Raw genomic sequence first — 20,643 nt, 5'->3', positions numbered from 1 at the left:
AAACACAAAGATACGAATTGATTTTTTTTAAAAAATGTTTTGGATAAACGAAAAATGATTCTATCTTTGCACCCGCAATCAGCACGGTGCCTTAGCTCAGATGGTAGAGCAATGGACTGAAAATCCATGTGTCCCTGGTTCGATCCCTGGAGGCACCACCAAAACCCGAATAGTAATATTCGGGTTTTTTGTTTTTAATCACTAACTACCGAATTTAACGAAAAGAGCGCTAAGATATTTTTACTGTCAATTTATTAAAAGGCAAAGTTCGCAAAGCTTTGTATTAACCTGACTTGCCAAATTTGCGCTTTTAATTGATTTTCTACCAAATTATTTTCTACAAATATGTAATCTCTCCATGATATTTTTTTGTTACTCCGTTAGGAGTTAAATATTGGTAGTAGAATATTAAATCTACCAGAAAAATATCCCGTGGGGATTAAACTTTTTAAAGCAGAAGCTCCGATTTAAAATCGCGCAAAGACGCTAAGTCGCAAAGTTTTTAATGATCAATAGGAAAAACTTTAGAGAGAGAAAAAAATTACCACGGAGCACGCGAAGATTTTTTACCAAGGAGGATGGACATAAACACAAAGATCACAAAGCCAGGTCAACCCAAAACTTTGCGCGCTTTGTGTTAAAAATCATCCAGTCTATAAATGTAATCTCTCCATGATATTTTTTTGTTACTCCGTTAGGAGTTAAATATTGGTAGTAGAATATTAAATCTACCAGAAAAATATCCCGTAGGGATTAAACTTTTTAAAAGCCAATTTATTTATTAAATTTTTAAACCAGCAACTTGAATTAATAAATTTTCTTTCTCTACTTTGTGGCAAAATTTATAGAAAATCGTATTTTTGTTTACTACATAATAAGCTGCAATAAAATTGTATCTCACCAAATCGATCTTGTTTTTCACCGAATGTTATTTTTTAAAAAAGTTTTTAAATACCTTTGAATATGAGTACAGCAACAAAACCAAAGCATATTGGGAGAAATATAAGTCGAATAAGAGAACTTAGAGGCATGAAACAGGAAGCTTTAGCATTTTCAATAGGAATAAGCCAGCAATCTGTTTCGAATATTGAAGCAAGTGAAACTATTGATGAAGAAAAACTACAAGCTATTGCCGAAGTTTTAGGAGTATCCGCAGAAGCAATTAAGAATTACAGTGACGAAGCGATATTTAACATCATAAGCAATACCTTCCACAACACTAGCACCGATAATTCTACTTTAATTGCAAGTTCCATGAATTATCAACCAACATTCAATCCTTTAGATAAACTAATGGCGGCAGTAGAAGAAAACAAAAAACTTTACGAACGTTTATTACAATCTGAAAAAGAAAAGAATGAATATCTTGAAAAATTATTAAAGGAAAAATAATCTTTTGAAAATCATATTAAAAACAAATTTCACCGCAAAAACCGGTAAGATTATGCAAAGTTCCCAAAGCTTTATTTTATAAGCTTTGGGAACTTTTTTATTTATAAAGCATTGATAGATGAAATCTTTACGTTCGCTGCGGTAAAAAAAATTACTACCAAAAAACCCAAAGTCAATAATTAAGTTGTTTTTGTTAAAAAAGTACTAACTAAATAAAAAAATATCTTATATATTCGTAAAATGATACTTAATGATTTTATTAATTATTAATAACACATCGCGTTTATGGGTAAAAATTCTACAAAAGGCATTTGGAAAGTAATTTCTGCTTCTTCAATGGGTACAATGATTGAATGGTATGATTTTTATATTTTTGGAAGTTTGGCCGTTGTAATTTCGACAAAATTCTTTCCAAGTGACAATCCAACCGCAGCATTTTTATCAACTTTGGCAACCTTTGCAGCAGGATTTGTAGTGCGTCCGTTTGGTGCATTATTCTTTGGAAGACTTGGCGATATTATTGGAAGGAAATATACTTTTATGGCAACTTTGTTATTAATGGGTGGATCAACATTTTTAATTGGTTGTATTCCGAGTTATGAAACGATTGGCTTTCTTGCTCCTTTATTAGTGTTAATTCTGCGTTTATTGCAAGGACTTGCGCTTGGCGGAGAATATGGCGGAGCGGCTACTTATGTTGCTGAACACGCGCCTGTAGGACAAAAAGGATATTGGACTTCCTGGATTCAGACTACAGCCACAGTTGGTTTATTTATTTCCCTAATGGTTATTCTGGCAACAAAAAATATTCTTTCGGCTGAAGATTTTGATACCTGGGGCTGGCGTGTTCCGTTTTGGGTTTCAATTGTAATGGTGGGAGTTTCGTATCTGATCAGGAAAAATATGGATGAATCTCCGGCATTCGCCAAAGCAAAGAAAGAGGGAACAACAAGCACAAATCCCTTAAAGGAAAGTTTTGGAAACAGATATAATCTCAAATTCGTTTTGCTTGCTTTATTTGGAGCCACAATGGGCCAAGGCGTTGTGTGGTATACGGGACAGTTTTATGCAATGAGTTTCATGAAAACGGTTATGAATATTGATTCATCGCAAGTCGACGGATTATTGGGAATTGCCTTATTATTAGGCACTCCGTTTTTTATTGTTTTTGGCTGGCTCAGTGACAAAATAGGACGAAAATATATTATGATGAGCGGCATGTTGCTGGCTATTTTGTTCTACAGACCTATTTATAAAATGATGTACAATACTACTGATGTCAACCACAAAACCGAACTTACTCAGGCGACGAAAGAAACAATTGAGATCACAAATAATAAAGATTCTATTTACACGACACATAAGGAATATAGTGACGGAACTGTTTTTCTAGAAAAAAAGACGCACTTTGCGAATAAAAAAGAGGCTCAAACCAGTATTTCTATTGCTATCAATTCAAACGACGAATGGACTTTGATTTTATTGGTTTTCATTCAGGTTTTATTTGTAACGATGGTTTACGGACCAATTGCTGCATTTTTAGTGGAAATGTTTCCAACAAAAATACGATATACTTCAATGTCACTTCCTTATCATGTGGGAAATGGAATTTTTGGAGGCTTACTTCCTGCCATTTCAACTTATTTTGTAACGCATTCTAAGGAAGCCGGAAAACCTGAATTTTATCTCGACGGACTTTGGTATCCTATTATTATAGCTTCGGTTTGCTTTGTAATTGGAATGATTTATATCGATAATAAAAACAAAACTAATCACCTTTAATAATATAAATTATGAATACGGTCAAACAAATTTTAGGTGTTTTATGGATCATTCTCGCAGTGGCAGCGGCTTATTTTTGTGTATTTGAATTTGGTTTGCCCAAACTACTTTCAGACAAACAGGATGACGTAGTCTTTGGCATTATTATTCTTTTTATTCTTACTCCGTTAATCGTTTTAGGATTAGGGACTTTTGGCTATTTTGCTGTTCTTGGCGAATATAACAAGGAAAAATTGTAGCAAACAAAAGGGCTGTCCATTACAGACAGCCCCTTTACATTACTAACAAAACCAAATCTTTTGACTTTCTCAGGTATTTTCCCGAAATATTACTTCTTAATAAATTTCATAACCTGAACTTTACCATTTTCATCATTAGCTTTAACTACATATAAACCCGTTTTTAATTCGCTTACGCCAAATTGAAAATCTGAATTTTTATTGGTATTAAAACTTTTAACCAATTGACCGGAAACACTATAAATCTGAACTTTAACAGTGGTTATATTCAAGGTAAAATAATCTGAAACCGGATTTGGATATAAATTAACGGAGTTTCCTTTTTCGAAATCAGTAATGGCTAAATTGGCTGGTTTATTCCCGTAAATCCTGTATTCGCCGGCAGGTATATTTAAAGGAGAATTTACATCTGTAACATTAATCGTTGTATTATCCATTAAATCATACCACGTTCCGGCATATTGAAATCCTGTTGGAATATTTTGTGCAATCACATCAAAATTCGCCAGGATTAAAACATCTTTTAATTGTGTGGCTGATAAATTATTATCGCTAATTTTTATGTTAACAGCTAATGAACTTGCACTTGCCATTGTAGCAGTTCCTGAGAATACTGGTTCTTTTATTTTAAGAGTAATCATTTTTGCCCAATCGTTGTAAATCTTATTTCGGCTTGAGTTTCCTGACCAATTATTTACCCATTGAGGCTGTGGTTTTTTATCTAATTTACAATCTCCTGAAATAGCATCAAAATCTGAGTTTACGGTATTATCATTACACGTAAAAATCGAATTTTCCCAACCTAATTCTCCAAAATGCCAAATCATTTTAGGACCTGGAACTAATAACGAAACCGCTCCAATTGCTGACATTCTTGACAAAGCTGTGTCTAAATCTTTCACATTATAAGTTCCGCCTGAATTTCCGTATTGTATGTTTTTATACATCAGTCTTTCTTCGTCATGACTTTCAGCATATCCCATTAAACGATTTGCCGTAAAACCTCGACTTGTACTTGTCATTCTTGAAATATCACTATCAGATGAGTATCCCATTGACAATTGATTGTACTGATTTGTCATTTTTCCCCACATCATAACTCCTTTGCTTGGCGTTTCGGCAATTCGGTAATTTGCCCATTGCTGTTCTTCGGGATCAGAACCTAAATGCTCAAAAATCGTATAATGTGTAGGATCTAAACTCCAGGAATAATCAGCATATTTCTTTAAAATATCAACTCTGTCTTGTTGATAGGCATTTGTACAAGTCTCATCTGCTGCCGTACAATTTTGCGTAAATCCTTTAGTTAAATCCCAACGGAAACCATCAATTTTATATTCCTCAATCCATTGTTTGACTACGCGTTCTACATAATTCTGAGTTTTAACCGACTGATGATTAAAATCTTCACCTACATTATAAGCATGTTTGGCTACGGTATTAAAATACGGATTTTCGATAGTTGGCGAACCAAAACCATCTCCATCAGGATCATTCATCCACATTCTCACCATTGGATTTCGTCCGAAAGCGTGATTTAACGCCACGTCCAGAATTACTGCGATTCCATTTTGATGGCATAAATCAATCAATTCTTTTAGTTTATCTGATGTTCCGTAAAATTTATCCAAAGCCATATGAAATGACGTATTATAACCCCAGCTTTCATTGCCCTCAAATTCCATTACAGGCATTAATTCGATTGCATTTATTTTAAGCTTTTTAAAATAATCTATTCGGTCAATTAAGCTTTGATAATTTCTGGCTGCATCAAAATCCCTAACTAAAACTTCATAGACTACTAATTTTTCTTTTTCAGGTTTTGCAAAATTGGTTACTTGCCAATTGTACGGATTTTGCCCTGTTTTTAATACCGAAACTTCAAAATTTTGTCCTGCAGGATAAACCGGCATATTAGGATATGAAGTTGCCGGAATCGTAGCGTCATCATAAGGAGACAAAACTAAAGTAGAATATGGATCTGCGGTTTTAACCAATGATGGTGAATTGGCGATTGGAGTTGTTTCGACCACCCAATATTGATACGTATTATTTTCACCAGAAACCAATCCCGTTAATTCTAACCAGAATTTCCCTGAAACCGGATCTTTTTTCATGGCATACGCCGATGAAGGCTGCCAGTTATTGAAACTTCCGGCAACGTAAACAAAGTCTTTTAAAGGCGCATCCAGAACTAACGTCGCTTTTGTAGCATCGGCAGTATTATAATTGATTCCATCAACTAAACCTGACGGCATAGTTTCTGAAACCGTATTGGGATTTACAACAACCGAAAACTTTTTTACAACTGTTGTAACTCCTTGCGTTACCGCTAATTCATAAGTTTGATTATTGGTTATATTAGTATGAGAATAGGTGTAATTTGAAGTGCTTGCATTTGTATCAATTATATTTCCGTTTGCTTTTAATGAATAGCTTGCCGCTCCATTAGTATTGTTAGCGGTAATATTAAAATCGGAACCCGAAGTTATAATCGATGCACTATTTTCAGCAGGATTTGTTAAACTCACCTGAAATGATCCCACTTTTACAAAAAAATCAGAACACGAAGGAGCTTGTTTTAAGGTTTGAGAACCGGCTGCATTTCTAAACACTAAACCCATTTTTGTAGCTTCATTTTGCTGAGTAGTTGTGAGTCCAAAATAAATATTTGGCGTAATAACAATACTCCAGGTGTCGTCTGGATTTTTGGTCATTAAGCCAATTCCGTCATCAGCTCCCCAATTTCCTTTTGCAGATGCCCAGGGATTTGCTTCTGGTCCAATTCCGGAATGCATATATACTTTTGCGGGATTAGCTCCCATTTCATTACAAGTTGATGATGCAAATGAAACCGTAATCGTTACAGGTTCATCGACCTGAAATATCGCTGGTGAAACTGTAATTTGCTGCGCATTCGCAACAATCGACAGTAGAAGTAAAAATAATAGTACAGTTTTTTTCATAATGTGGTTGGGTTGATTGGTTAGTTGGTATAAAAAAGGGCTACCTCACAGATAGCCCTTATTAATTTCAAGAAAAAAATTACTCTTGATTTGGAATCATTAAATAGCTTCCGTCTAAATCATTAAAATAAATAACATATTTAGATTTTGAAACTGGTATATTATCACCTGTTCCTCCTCCTGAAAAAGGAGTATTTCCTCCCCAGGAAACATCCCAAGCGTCATTTGCTCTAAATTTAAGTCCGCCATCTTTTAAAGATGTTATGCCTAAACTCCAAATATGACCATTAAAAGTAGATTTTTTCATAGCTGTTGATGCATCCCAACCTCCTGGCGTACTGTCTCCAATAATACCAACTGTTGTAAATGATTTTGCAGCAGTAGCATCATAAGGAACTAATTTATAAGTTAGTTTTTGTACATCCATTGTAAAAGTATAATATCCATCAGTTGCAATGACAAAACTAGCCGGATCAGGATCAGCATCTTTTCCTCTGTATGCTAAAGTACCATCTGCACCTCCATACATTGGAGCCCAGCTGCCTAAAGTATTAATAGTTTTAAAAGCTCCTGCTTTAAAGAATCCTGTAAAAGTATATTCGTTAGCATTTTTTGGACTTCTGAATAAAATTTGGTTTCCTTTATTATTATCCCAACCAGAAACTGTTGCATCACCTACTAAATACCATTCAACAAAGTTATAATCTACTCTACCAGTATAAGGCGTTACACTAATTGTTATTGCAGTTTTAGAAACTTGCGGAACTCCTCCTGAAACACTTGAAGCAATTTTTACATCAAATAATGAAGCAACTTCTGTTGGTGCTCCAAGATCAATTGCTGCCTGATTCAATTCTTTAACAAGTACTGAAGCCTCTGTGATATTACTTGTTGCAGCAAGAGTTTTTGCAGTTGAAAAATCACCACCTTTTTTATCAATTAATAAGGTATATTTTACTACTACAGCAGCAGAATATTCTGCTTTTGACCAAGTAAATTTAGCAGCTTCATCCAGCCCTTTGTCTACTTCCAGAACAAAAGCTTTCCCTGTCGCAGGCGCGGTAATTTCAGGTGTTACTTCAGCTGAAACAATTTGTCTATTCTCTACATCATCAGCATTACATGAAACAGCTAGAACACCAATAAATGCGATTAAAATTTTATATATATTTTTCATTTTAATGTTTTATAAAGTTAGTATCCAGGATTTTGTTTCAAAGTTGGATTTGCCTGAATATTTCTTGCAGGAATAGGCATTAAATCTCTGAACGCTTCTGTAGCGTTACCATTTATAGACCCGCCTTTCCATTGCCAGATTTTAGACGCACCACTAAATTTTCCAAAACGAATCAAATCTGTTCTTCTGTGACATTCCCAGAATAATTCTCTTCCTCTTTCATCTAAGATAAAATCAAGCGTTAACTGAGGAAGCGTAATTGCTGTTGCACCTGCTCTGGTTCTGATTTGATTGATATAACCTAAAGCAGTAGTAGGATTACCGCTTGAAGCTCCTCTAAGAGTTGCTTCTGCATACATTAAATAAGCATCCGTTAATCTGAACATTGGGAAATCGATATCCGGAATATCATTTCTTTGTGCTGCAGAACCATCAGCATTTTTATTGATGTATTTTGTTACTGCATAACCATCTGTAAAAGTGGACACATTATTAATGTCTTTAGATTGTCCATCTGTATAAAATGTACCTCTCTTATCACCAGTGGCAGTTGCATCAGGAAAAAGGTTTACAAACTCTCTACGAGTTCTAATCCCTTGCCATCCACCATCCATACCTCGTGACGCAGCATCCATGCTACCTCCAATAGAAGCGTGCATAATAAAACTCATTCCTCCACCTGTTGCTCTAATGGCATTACCATCACCAACAATTGGGAAAATAACTTCAGATTGAGCACCATTTCTATTATTATCTGCAGAGAATAAATAACGATAAGGAACATTTGCAAAAGTATATCCTGAACCCGTAATTATTTCATTACATAATGTTGCAGCTTCATTGTTTTTGTCTACACCAATATAAACTTTGGCATTCAAATAAATTTGTGCCAATAAAAATTTAGCAGCAGTTTTATCCACTCTTCCATATTCATTTGCTTTTGAAGCCACTAAACTATTGTCTAAGTCTTTCAATTCAGATTCAACAAAAGCAAAAACTTCTGCTCTTGTTTTTTGTTCTGGATAAAAGAATCCAACCGGATCTTTCTCTGTAGTAATTGGGACATTACCAAATAAATCCATTAAGTTATAATAAGAGAAAGCTCTTAAAAAACGGGCTTCGGCTCTAAAATTAGCGATTTCAGCTTTTAAGCTTGCATCAACACCTCTTGCTGTTAATTTCTCGTCTGTAGTTTGTCTTAAAAACTCATTTGCCACACTAATGTGATAAAATGCTCTTGAAAAAGTCCCTTCTAAAAATTCATTTGCAGGAGACCATGTCTGAGCGTTTAATGTTGGCAAAGTACCATCAGCCCAGGCAATAATTGCCTCATCTGTAGTAAATTCCTGTGTCACAAAAAGCAATCTTAAGTAACTGCTAAAGTCACCGCCAAGTCCTGCAATGTCTGGATTTTTTCCAGGTACTGATGCATCACCATCACCATCATTACCACCAACGTACAAACCTGCGTATAATTTAGCCAGTACTTCTTTGTACGACTTAGGATCTTGAAAAAAGGTTTCAGATAAAAATTCATCATCATCCTTTGGCGTCACGTTTAAGTCGTCCGTACACGAAGTAAGCGTCATACTTAATCCTAAAACGAATAGGAAAAAATAAGATATATATTTAAATGATATTTTCATTTTGTTTGTTTTTAAATTTTTGATTTCAGTCTACTATTAGAAATTCGCATTTACTCCAAACAAGAATGTTCTTGCTCTCGGATATACATTATTATCAATTCCGTTGAATTTCTCAGGATCTAAACCATTGTATTTTGTTAGAATGAAAACATTCTGAACACCAGCTGTAAATCTTAAAGAAGCCGCTTTTATGATTGTTTTATCAAAAGTGTATCCAAGTGTAACGTTATCTAATTTTATGAAAGAAGCATCTTTTACAAAATAGTCAGACAAATAACGTGATGTACCATTATCTTCAAAAGTAAAACCAGTATTATAGTAATCAGAACTTACGTTAGATAAATCAGTTTGTCTTCTTAATCCGGCATCAGAATATCCTAAATTAGAACTTACGTTATCAAAAATTTTGTTTCCAACACTTGCTCTCCAGTTCATTGTAAAATCAAACTTTTTGTAGTTTAAAGTAGAGAATAAACCAAAAGTATAATCCGGAGCCGCTTTTCCTGCTCTGTAACGGTCAGCTGTATCAATTTTTCCATCTGCATTTCTATCTACATAAGCACCTGCAATTGGTCTTTTGTTTGCATCGTATAATTGCTCATATACAAAAAATGAATTTGGTGAATAACCTACTGAGTTGATTAGGATTTTATTTCCGTTTCCACCCGCGATATTATCTCCGGTCAGGTAACCTTGAAAACCAGGAACTGTAATTCCTAATTCAGAGATATTCTGATCAATGTAAGTTGTATTAAAAGCTACATTCCAGGTTAAGTTATCGTTTTTAACAATATCAGAAGCAATACTAAATTCTACCCCTTTTGTTCTTACACTACCAATATTAAAGAAACCTTGATTTCTAAGATTCGCACCATCAGGAACTGCAATATCTGCCAATAAATCTGTTGATTTTTTATCAAAATAGTTAATAGATCCTGTAATTCTGTCGTTAAGGAATCCGTAATCGATACCAACGTTAGATTCTGCCAATTCTTCCCATTTGATGTTTTCGTTATATCCTTCTGGTCTTGCCGTAGAATAAACAGTATTACCAAAAACATATTGTGAGTTAATTGTTCCTAAAGTTACCCTGCGTAAATAATCATACTGAGCAGAGATATCTTGTTGACCAGTTGTACCGTAACCAACTCTTAATTTTAAAGTTGAAACAGTATTATTATCTTTTAAGAAAGCTTCTTCAGATAAATTCCATGCAAAAGCACCACCTGCAAAATTTCCCCATCTGTTATCTTCAGAGAAACGAGAAGTTCCATCTCTTCTATAATTCAAAGTCAATAAATATCTGCTGTCATACCCTAAATTCAAACGTCCGAAGAACGATTGTAAGTTAACGTCAGGATCTGTCGCAACATCCTCATTAGGATTTGGCTGTCTTGTTTCACCAGATGAATATTTTTCTTTTTGAAACAATTGGTAGTTATAACCTGCAGTTGCATCAATTTTAATTTTCCCGATATCCTTAGTGTAATTCAAATAAGCATTTAAGTTTTTATTTTGAAGTGCATCTGTATAACTTGAGTAGTTTCCTAAATTAACATAACCTGGATCACTAAACGGTTTTGGCTGATATCCTAAAGCACTTTGAGTACTTACTTCAGTATAACCGCTACTGTCAAATCTATCAATACCTGCCTCAGCAACAACTCTTAAATCTTCAAAAAAGTGAAGTTTATAATCTACTCTTACATTACCCCATTTTCTGGTAGAAGTTGCTCTTCTGTCATCCTGGTTTAATCTTGCAACAGGATTTCTTGCCGGTAATAACGGTAAGTTTCCGGTTGGTTCTAACCATTCATAATATCCTCCGTAACGAGAACCTGCCTGATATACAGATTGAGTAGGATCAAATCCAATAGCGCTTCCAATAATTGCACCTTCATCCTGAAATTGATTTTTACCAAAAGATAAATTTCCGCTAATATCAATTTTTAAATGATTATCAAATAAAACCGGATTTAACGATATCGATGTCGTAGTTCGTTCAAAAGAAGTGTTTCTTAAGATTCCTGGATTATCAACATTTCCAACAGATAAACGTACCGGTAATTTGTTGAACAAAGCACCACTTACAGAGATATTGTTGTTTGTTGTCAAAGCAGTATGAAAAATTTCATCTTGCCAGTTTGTATTTGCAGTACCTAATAACGCTTGTTGCGCAGGACTTCCTTTTGTATTTACTAATTCACGGTACTGGTCTGCACTCATTACATCAACCGTATTTGCTACAGTATTGATACCAACCTGAGAACTAAAGTTAACTTTTACGCCGCCTTTTGATCCTTTTTTAGTTGTAATAACAATTACACCATTTGCAGCACGAGAACCGTAAATTGCAGCAGCAGAAGCATCTTTTAAAACCGTAAATGACTCAATATCATTAGGGTCAATTGTAGATAATATACTTGTTGCACCACTTGGAACCGCATTACTCAACGGAAGTCCGTCTAATACAATTAAAGGCTCATTTGAAGCATTTAATGATGATCCACCACGAATTCTAATATCAGCTTTTGCTCCGGGAGCTCCTCCTCCGGTTACATTAACACCCGAAATACGACCACTGATTAAACTTTCAGGAGTAACGTTAATTCCTTTATTAAAATCTTTAGCAGCAATTTGTGATACAGAACCTGTTGCATCTTTTTTCTTAACAGTACCATAACCTACTTGTACAACAACTTCCTTAAGTTGGTTTGTATCTTCCTCTAAAGTAACCGGTAATGTTTTTTGTCCGTTAAAGACTATAGTTGACGTTTTATATCCAATAAATGAAACCAAAATTTTGTCTCCATTTTTTAAATTCGATAACTGAAATTTACCGTCAAAATCTGTTGATGTTCCGCCCGGAGCACCTTGTACACTTACATTTACCCCTGGGATTGGTTGTCCCGTTGCCAAGTCGGCAACCGTTCCGGATAAAGTACTTTGAGCTAGTACGCTAAACGGTAACAGAAGGAATAAAAATAACAACTTTTTGTAAATTGTTTTCATACTTTTTGTTTAAATTAGTTTGAGTTTTTGAATGTTAGTTAAGTTTTTAATTTTACTTCGAATTTCAAAATTAGGAATTTATTAACATGGTCAACCACTTACCATTTATATTGTATTACGAAAACGTGATAGTGTTGAAAACTTTCTATATTTTGTAATCTTTTCAGTCAAAAAATGACAAATCAAAAAATAAAAGATACCTTTATTAACAATTAGATTTTTTTCAATAATAACTATGAAACGCAAAATAACCTTAAAACAGATTGCAAGGGAACTTGACGTATCTATTTCAACTGTCTCAAAATCACTTAGGAACAGTCTCGAAATAGGAGAAGAAACACGTTTAAAAGTTCAGGCTTTTGCAAAGTTTTACAACTACAAACCCAACAATATTGCTCTTAGTTTAAAAAATCGAAAAACCAAAAGTATTGGTATTATCATTCCGGAAATTGTACATTATTTTTTCTCTACCGTAATCAACGGAATTGAGCAGGTGGCAAACGAAAACGGCTACAGTGTTGTTATTTGTTTATCTGATGATTCATTTGATAAAGAAGTCTTAAATATGGAAATGTTAGCCAACGGAAGTATCGATGGTTTTATCATGTCACTTTCTAAAGAAACACAATATAAAGGTGATTTTCACCACATTACCGAAGTTATCAATCAGGGAATGCCGGTTGTAATGTTCGACCGTGTTACCAATGATATTTTATGCGACAAAGTTATTATTGATGACAAAGCTGCCGCTTACGAAGCCGTACAAAGTTTGATTGATAATGGCCGAAAAAAAATCGCTCTTGTTACTACTGTTGATTATGTAAGTGTTGGGAAATTAAGAACCGATGGATATGAAAAAGCGCTATTAGACAACGGTTTACCATTCAACGAAGATTTAATTATAAAAATTGAAGACGTTGATACTTGCGAAATCACCATCAGTCAACTTTTACACGACAGGGCTTTTGATGCTGTTTTTGCGGTAAATGAACTTTTTGCCGTAACGATTATAAAAACAGCTAATAAAATGGGATTAAAAGTTCCCGAAGATCTTGCCGTAATTGCATTTACCGACGGAATTATCTCAAAATATTCTACCCCAACGATTACGACTGTAAGCCAGAGTGGTGAAAAAATGGGAAATAAAGCCGCTAAAATGCTGATCGAAAGACTTGAAGCCGGACACGAAGACGACGAAGAAGAAAACGAAAATTATACCACAGAAGTTATAGAAACACATTTGATAAAAAGAGAATCCACTGATTAATTTTCTTAAAATCAACACATTCTAAGACCATAAATGTTATTTATGGTTTTTTTATGATTTGAATTAAAAAAATAATTAATACTTTTACGCCTGCTCAAAGCTTTTACTTTTACTTCGAACCATAAGTAAGTTTTGATAAGCAAAGCGCTTATCGTCTAGTTAATTATTTAATTACGATAATGGAAAAGCGTAAATTAAGTTTCTGGGAAATTTGGAACATGAGTTTCGGTTTCTTGGGAATACAAATGGGATTTGCACTTCAGAATGCAAATGCCAGCAGAATTCTTCAAATTTTTGGCGCCGACGTTCATGAACTATCATGGTTTTGGATTATTGCTCCTCTTATGGGATTAATAGTGCAGCCTGTTATTGGTCATTACAGCGATAAAACCTGGGGGCGATTTGGTCGACGAAAGCCCTTTTTTCTTGTTGGTGCAATCCTGGCTTCGGTTGGATTAATATTAATGCCACAAGCTAATATTTTCATTTCTGTTTTGCCTGCATTATGGGTTGGAGCCGGAATGTTAATGATTATGGATGCCTCTTTCAACATTGCCATGGAGCCATTTCGTGCTTTAGTTGGCGATAATTTAAGAACAGATCAGCGTACTGCAGGCTTTAGTATTCAAACTTCATTAATTGGTTTTGGAGCCGTAATTGGTTCTGCTTTGCCTTATGTTTTAACAAAGTATTTTCAAATTTCAAACAATGCCGCTCCCGGAAGCATTCCTTTAAATCTAAAATTATCTTTTATCATTGGTGCAGCGGTTTTAATTGGTTCGATCTTAGTCACATTATTTACAACAAAAGAATATACTCCGGAAGAATTAGCCAATTTTGAAGATCCGCAAAGTGAAGTCGACGTTCCTACTGAAGAAAAATCAAAACTTACAGATATTTTTACAGATTTTGCAAAAATGCCAACAACAATGCGTCAGCTAAGTTGGGTACAATTTTTCTCGTGGTTTGGATTATTTGGTATGTGGGTTTTTACAACTCCCGCTATTGCTCATCACATTTACGGATTGCCATTAAGCGACACTTCAAGCCAGCAATATCAGGATGCCGGAGACTGGGTTGGAATTCTGTTTGGAGTTTACAATTTAGTTTCTGCAATTATCGCACTATTTTTCCTGCCTTACATCGCTAAAAAAATCGGACGAAAATCAACTCATGCCGTTTCATTAATTATTGGAGGAATTGGATTAATCTCCATTTATTTCATGCCAAATGAAGACTGGGTGGTATTACCAATGATTTTAATTGGAGTTGCCTGGGCAAGTATTCTGGCAATGCCTTATGCTATTCTTGCAGGATCAATTGCGCCTAAAAAAATGGGAGTTTACATGGGAATCTTCAACTTCTTTGTTGTTATTCCGCAAATTGTAAACGCATTAATTGGTGGTCCAATTGTAAAATACCTTTATAATGGCGATGCAATTTACGCCTTAATTACAAGTGGAGTCAGCTTTTTAATTGCTGCACTTTTAGTTTACAAAGTAAAAGATGTTGACGACACTATTCAAAAATAATAAAGAACAATCTCTACTATAATGAGCAAAAAAGCATTCATATTCGACCTTGACGGCGTAATTGTCGATACTGCTAAATATCACTTTTTAGCATGGCAGAAAATTGCCCAATCATTAAACATAAATTTCACACACGAAAACAACGAATTACTTAAAGGAGTAAGTCGCATACGTTCGTTAGATATAATTCTTGAATTAGGGAACGTTCAGGCTTCTCAGGAAGACAAAGACAAATGGCTGATTCAAAAAAACGAAGATTACTTAACTTATTTAGTTGACATGGACGAAAGCGAGATTCTTCCGGGAGTTTTTAAAACCCTTCAACTATTAAAAGAAAAAAATCAGGGAATTGCATTAGGTTCTGCGAGCAAAAATGCCCGACCAATTCTGGAGAAAACAGGAATCCTTTCGTATTTCGATGTTATTGTTGACGGAAACGATGTTACCAATGCCAAACCGGATCCGGAAGTTTTCTTAAAAGCGGCTCAATTATTAAACATTGACCCAAAAGATTCCATTGTATTTGAAGATTCAGTTGCCGGAATTCAAGCGGCAAACATTGGCGGAATGGTAAGTGTAGGAATTGGTGAGGAAACAATTTTACATGAAGCTGATTATATTTTTAAAGATTTCACAGAAATAGACTCACAGTTTATTGAGAAACTGATTAATTAGAAAATAAGTCAATTAGATAATTAGATAATTTTCCAAACTTGAAATTTTCTAATTATCCAACTGAACCATCAACTGATAATTAAAAATATAAATCATTTAATTAAAAACCCGTTGGTGGTAATACAATAAAATTTGAATTAAACACATAGAAACATAGATTTTATGTTTTATGAAAAAAGTAAATCAAAAGAAACTAGTTTCTCACACATAGTCCCGATAGCCATCGGGATTAATGCAAGTGAAACGCCTTATTTGAGTTCAATAATGCCATGTTTCTATGTGTTAAAAGAATTACGCCCAACAAGGTTAAAATAGTAAAATAGTAAAACAACGAGCAATTAATCAGATAAATCAAAAAGCCCAAAAAGGGAATTATCTCATTATCAAATTGCCACATTATCTAATTTGAGAAAATGAATCAAGATTATATAAAACCAGACAATTGGTCCATCATTGAAGAAGGATTTGATGTAGAAAGAGTAAAATCGTCTGAAAGTCTTTTTAGTATCGGAAACGGTGCGATGGGACAACGTGCCAATTTTGAAGAAACGTATTCCGGAGAGACTTTTCAGGGAAGTTATATCGCCGGAATTTATTACCCGGACAAAACAAAAGTAGGCTGGTGGAAAAACGGATATCCTAAATATTTTGCGAAAGTATTGAATGCGCCAAACTGGATAGGAATTGACGTTGAAATCAATGAAGAAAACCTTGATTTAAATACGTGTACCGAAGTTAGAAATTTCCGCAGAGAATTGAATATGAAAGAAGGCTGGTACAACCGTTCTTTTGAAGCTACGTTGAAAAACGGAACTGAAATTGCCGTAAATATTCGTCGTTTTCTTTCTTTAGATTTAGATGAAGCCGGAATTATTAAATATGAAATTACGCCTTTAAACAAAGACGCAAAGATTGTTTACAAACCCTATATTGACGCTGGAGTTACAAATGAAGATGCCAACTGGGAAGAAAAATTTTGGGAACCTCTTGAAGTAAAAAAATCAAATAGTGATGCTTTTGTAACCGCGCAGACTTTTAAAACGCATTTTAAAGTTACGACTTTCATGCACAATACGATTTTTGCAAATGGTGAAAATGTAAATATTTCGCCTTCAACAATCGATTCAACATCAGATAAAGTTCAGTTTACGTACGGAACGATTATCGCAAAAGGACAAACCTCATCAATTCAAAAAATTGGTGGATATACGGTTTCTTTAAACCATGAAAATACTTTGGCTGCAGCCGAAAAAACAATAAAAGCTGCTGTTAATTTAGGATATGATGCTTTGCTTGAAAATCAAATTGATGCCTGGGCTAAAATCTGGGAAATGTCAGATATTACAATCGATGGCGATGTAAAAGCACAACAAGGAATCCGTTTCAATATCTTTCAGTTAAACCAAACATATTTAGGAAAAGATTCTCGTTTGAATATTGGTCCAAAAGGTTTCACCGGAGAAAAATACGGAGGATCAACCTATTGGGATACTGAGGCGTATTGTATTCCGTTTTACATGGCGACAAAAGATCAGCAAGTTGCGAGAAACTTATTGACCTACCGTTTCAATCAATTAGATAAAGCGATTGAAAACGCGAAGGACAATTTAGGTTTCAAAAATGGAGCAGCGCTGTATCCAATGGTTACCATGAATGGAGAAGAATGCCACAACGAATGGGAAATCACACACGAAGAAATTCACAGAAATGGTGCGATTGCTTTTGCGATTTATAACTATTACCGTTTCACCGGAGATTACTCTTATATTCCTGAAAAAGGTCTGGAAGTTCTAATTGGAATTGCGCGTTTTTGGCATCAAAGAGCCTCTTTCTCTAAAGACAAAAATCAGTACGTAATTCTTGGCGTTACAGGTCCAAATGAATACGAAAACAATATCAACAATAATTTCTATACCAATTATATTGCAAAATGGTGTATTGATTATGCATCGGAACAAATTAAAAAAGTCGCTGCAGAATATCCATCAGATCACAAACGCATTTTAGCAAAAGTAAATCTTGCTGAGGCTGAAATTCAGGAATGGAAAAAAGTAGCGGATAATATGTATTTTCCAAAATCAGAAGAATTAGGGGTTTATTTACAGCAAGACGGTTTCTTAGATAAAGATTTAGTTCCTGTAAAAGATTTGGATAAATCACAACGACCAATCAATCAGAAATGGTCTTGGGATCGCGTTTTACGTTCGCCTTATATCAAACAAGCCGACGTTTTACAGTGTTTTTATTTCTTTGAAGATCATTTTTCTAAAGAAGAATTAAAACGCAATTTTGAGTTTTATGAGTCATTTACGGTTCATGAAAGTTCACTTTCGCCTTGCGTACACTCAATTCAGGCTGCACATTTGGATAAAATGGATATGGCGTATACCTTCTATTTAAGAACTTCTCGTCTTGATCTGGATGATTATAATAAAGAAGTCGAAGAAGGTTGTCACATAACGTCAATGGCCGGAACATGGATGAGTATTGTAGAAGGTTTTGGCGGAATGCGTGTTAAAAATGACCAGCTTCATTTTTCTCCAAAAATCCCGAAAGAATGGGAAGGTTACTCTTTTAAAATAAACTTTAGAAATCAAATTCTGAAAGTTGATGTCAATCATAATGAAACCAATTTTACGGTAGACGGCGATCAGGATTTAACTATTGTTGTTAACGGAAATCCTGTAATTGCAAGTAAATTTGTACAAATAAATTAAATTACCCTTAAAACTAAAAAACATGAAAAACTTATTTTTCGCAAGTTTAATCTTGTTTGCTTTTAGCTCGATTGCAGAAGCGCAACAATTAAAATCACCCGAAGGCAAGTTCGTAATGGAATTTTCGCTTCAAAACGACGGAACTCCAACTTATAATTTAAAATACAAGAATAAAGAGGTTATCAAAACCAGTAAATTAGGTCTTGAACTTAAAGATGATAAAAAATCTTTATTGAATGATTTTACGGTTGTTGATACAAAAACTTCGACTTTTGATGAAACCTGGAAACCAGTTTGGGGAGAAGTTGACAATATAAGAAATCATTATAATGAATTGGCTGTTACCCTTAATCAAAAAGGAACCGAAAGACAAATCGTAATTCGTTTCCGTTTATTTGATGACGGTCTAGGATTTAGATATGAATTTCCGGCTCAAAAGAATCTTACTTATTTCGTAATTAAAGAAGAAAGATCTCAATTTGCTATGACTGGAGATCACACTGCTTTTTGGATTCCGGGAGATTATGATACTCAGGAATACGATTATACAAAATCGAAATTATCTGAAATTAGAGGTTTATCTGAAAAAGCTTTTACGGCAAACGTTTCACAAAAAAACTTTTCGCCAACAGGAGTTCAGACTTCTTTAATGTTGAAAACAAACGATGGTTTATATATCAACTTACACGAAGCGGCTTTGATCAATTATTCTTGCATGCACCTGAATCTTGATGATAAAAATATGACTTTCACGTCTTGGTTAACGCCAGACGCAAAAGGAGATAAAGGATACATGCAAGCACCAAGTCATTCGCCTTGGAGAACGATTATGGTAAGCGATGATGCCAGAGAAATCTTAGCTTCAAAAATGACGTATAACTTAAACGATCCATCTAAAATCGAAAATACTTCGTGGATTAAACCTGTAAAATACATTGGCGTTTGGTGGGAAATGATTACAGGGAAAAGCTCTTGGTCGTACACAAACGATTTTCCAACGGTTCAATTGGGAGTTTCTGATTTCTCTAAAGCAAAACCAAGCGGAACGCACGGAGCAAATAATGCTAACGTAAAAAAATACATTGATTTTGCTGCTGCAAATGGTTTCGATGCCGTTTTAGTCGAAGGCTGGAATGAAGGCTGGGAAGACTGGTTCGGACATTCAAAAGATTATGTTTTTGATTTCGTAACACCATATCCTGATTTTGACGTAAAAGGTTTGCACGAATACGCAAAATCAAAAGGAATCAAAATCATCATGCACCATGAAACTTCAGGTTCTGTTCGTAACTACGAGCGCCACATGGATAAAGCGTATCAATTCATGAAAGACAACGGATATGATGCTGTAAAAAGCGGCTATGTTGGAGATATTTTGCCTCGCGGTGAAAATCATTACGATCAATGGATTGTAAATCATTATCAATATGCAATTGAAAAAGCAGCTGATTATAAAATTATGGTGAACGCTCACGAAGCGGTGCGCCCAACCGGAATTGCGAGAACGTACCCTAACTTGATTGGTAACGAAGCCGCAAGAGGAACAGAATACCAGGCATTTGGAGGTTCTAAACCAAATCACGTAACCGTTTTACCATTTACACGTTTAATTGGAGGTCCAATGGATTATACTCCGGGGATCTTCGAAATGGATATCAGCAAAATGAATCCTGACAACAAATCGCATGTAAACAGTACTATTGCAAATCAATTGGCATTGTACGTTACCATGTACAGTCCGTTGCAAATGGCGGCAGATACTCCTGAGAATTACAACCGTTTTCCAGATGCATTCCAATTCATTAAAGATGTAGCGGTAGACTGGTCTGAAAGTAAATATATTGAAGCTGAACCAGGCGATTTTATCACGGTTGCCCGTAAAGCAAAAGGAACAAACAACTGGTTTGTAGGTAATGTAAACGGAGAAACGCCACGTACATCAAACATCGATTTCAGTTTCCTTGAAAAAGGTAAAAAATACACGGCTACCATTTATGCTGATGCAAAAGATGCGCACTACAAAACAAATCCGCAGGCTTATACCATCAAAAAAATTGCTGTAACAAACAAATCAAAATTATCACAATTATCTGCTCCTGGCGGAGGTTATGCGATAAGTATTATTGAAACCAAATAATTTAATTAACGATATAAGAAATGTAAGTCCATTTAAATAGAAATCTCCCCAGTTTTTGTCTTAAATGTTCTTACATTTCTTATATGGTTTAAATTCATCTT

At 34.8% G+C, this 20,643-nt stretch carries 12 protein-coding genes and 1 tRNA gene; 9 read left to right on the top strand and 4 right to left on the bottom strand.

What is annotated here, in order from left to right; all coding sequences use genetic code 11:
- The first annotated feature begins 85 nt into the window (after positions 1 to 85).
- From ACHRVX_RS09895 to ACHRVX_RS09880, 4 genes are all read left to right on the top strand, one after another.
- A tRNA-Phe gene (locus ACHRVX_RS09895) sits at positions 86 to 161 on the top strand.
- 802 nt (positions 162 to 963) lie between these two features.
- Complete coding sequence (locus ACHRVX_RS09890) at positions 964 to 1,392, top strand: helix-turn-helix domain-containing protein (protein ID WP_395331726.1); 429 nt, start codon at positions 964 to 966, stop codon at positions 1,390 to 1,392.
- Between the two features lie 285 nt (positions 1,393 to 1,677).
- Positions 1,678 to 3,174 (top strand): MFS transporter, encoded by a 1,497-nt coding sequence (locus ACHRVX_RS09885; protein WP_395331724.1) that lies wholly within the window; start codon positions 1,678 to 1,680, stop codon positions 3,172 to 3,174.
- Between the two features lie 11 nt (positions 3,175 to 3,185).
- Positions 3,186 to 3,413, top strand: a complete 228-nt coding sequence (locus ACHRVX_RS09880) for a DUF6814 family protein (RefSeq protein ID WP_395331722.1) — start codon at positions 3,186 to 3,188, stop codon at positions 3,411 to 3,413.
- 89 nt (positions 3,414 to 3,502) lie between these two features.
- Here the strand turns inward: ACHRVX_RS09880 and ACHRVX_RS09875 are convergent, their stop codons facing one another.
- From ACHRVX_RS09875 to ACHRVX_RS09860, 4 genes are all read right to left on the bottom strand, one after another.
- Entirely contained in the window at positions 3,503 to 6,379 is a 2,877-nt protein-coding gene (locus ACHRVX_RS09875) for an alpha-amylase family glycosyl hydrolase (protein WP_395331720.1), read from the bottom strand.
- Positions 6,380 to 6,458: 79 nt separating this feature from the next.
- Positions 6,459 to 7,556, bottom strand: a complete 1,098-nt coding sequence (locus ACHRVX_RS09870; RefSeq protein ID WP_395331718.1) for a SusE domain-containing protein — start codon at positions 7,554 to 7,556, stop codon at positions 6,459 to 6,461.
- A 17-nt stretch (positions 7,557 to 7,573) separates the two neighbouring features.
- The gene (locus ACHRVX_RS09865; protein WP_395331716.1) at positions 7,574 to 9,202 is read right to left on the bottom strand and encodes a RagB/SusD family nutrient uptake outer membrane protein; all 1,629 of its coding nucleotides are present in this window, start codon (positions 9,200 to 9,202) and stop codon (positions 7,574 to 7,576) included.
- 36 nt (positions 9,203 to 9,238) lie between these two features.
- A complete protein-coding gene (locus tag ACHRVX_RS09860; protein ID WP_395331714.1) occupies positions 9,239 to 12,214 on the bottom strand; it encodes a SusC/RagA family TonB-linked outer membrane protein in 2,976 nt (991 codons plus the stop codon).
- A gap of 235 nt (positions 12,215 to 12,449) precedes the next feature.
- On the opposite strand from ACHRVX_RS09860, the gene ACHRVX_RS09855 reads away from it, so the two are divergent.
- The 5 genes from ACHRVX_RS09855 to ACHRVX_RS09835 all read left to right on the top strand — a co-directional run bounded on the left by ACHRVX_RS09855 (position 12,450) and on the right by ACHRVX_RS09835 (position 20,542).
- A complete protein-coding gene (locus ACHRVX_RS09855) occupies positions 12,450 to 13,481 on the top strand; it encodes a LacI family DNA-binding transcriptional regulator (RefSeq protein WP_395331712.1) in 1,032 nt (343 codons plus the stop codon).
- Positions 13,482 to 13,660: 179 nt separating this feature from the next.
- Positions 13,661 to 15,013, top strand: coding sequence for an MFS transporter (locus tag ACHRVX_RS09850; RefSeq protein ID WP_395331710.1), 1,353 nt, complete (start codon positions 13,661 to 13,663; stop codon positions 15,011 to 15,013).
- Between the two features lie 21 nt (positions 15,014 to 15,034).
- A complete protein-coding gene (gene pgmB, locus ACHRVX_RS09845) occupies positions 15,035 to 15,688 on the top strand; it encodes a beta-phosphoglucomutase (protein WP_395331708.1) in 654 nt (217 codons plus the stop codon).
- Between the two features lie 413 nt (positions 15,689 to 16,101).
- Positions 16,102 to 18,405 (top strand): glycoside hydrolase family 65 protein, encoded by a 2,304-nt coding sequence (locus tag ACHRVX_RS09840; RefSeq protein ID WP_395331706.1) that lies wholly within the window; start codon positions 16,102 to 16,104, stop codon positions 18,403 to 18,405.
- A gap of 22 nt (positions 18,406 to 18,427) precedes the next feature.
- On the top strand, positions 18,428 to 20,542 hold the full coding sequence (locus ACHRVX_RS09835; protein WP_395331704.1) for a glycoside hydrolase family 97 protein: 2,115 nt from the start codon (positions 18,428 to 18,430) through the stop codon (positions 20,540 to 20,542).
- Positions 20,543 to 20,643 lie beyond the last annotated feature (101 nt).

It is taken from the genome of Flavobacterium sp. FlaQc-47, from assembly GCF_044006475.1.
In the GTDB taxonomy this organism is placed as follows: domain Bacteria; phylum Bacteroidota; class Bacteroidia; order Flavobacteriales; family Flavobacteriaceae; genus Flavobacterium.
The sequence above is the reverse complement of the archived record's forward strand: the minus strand, read 5'-3'. Positions and strand labels throughout refer to the sequence as shown.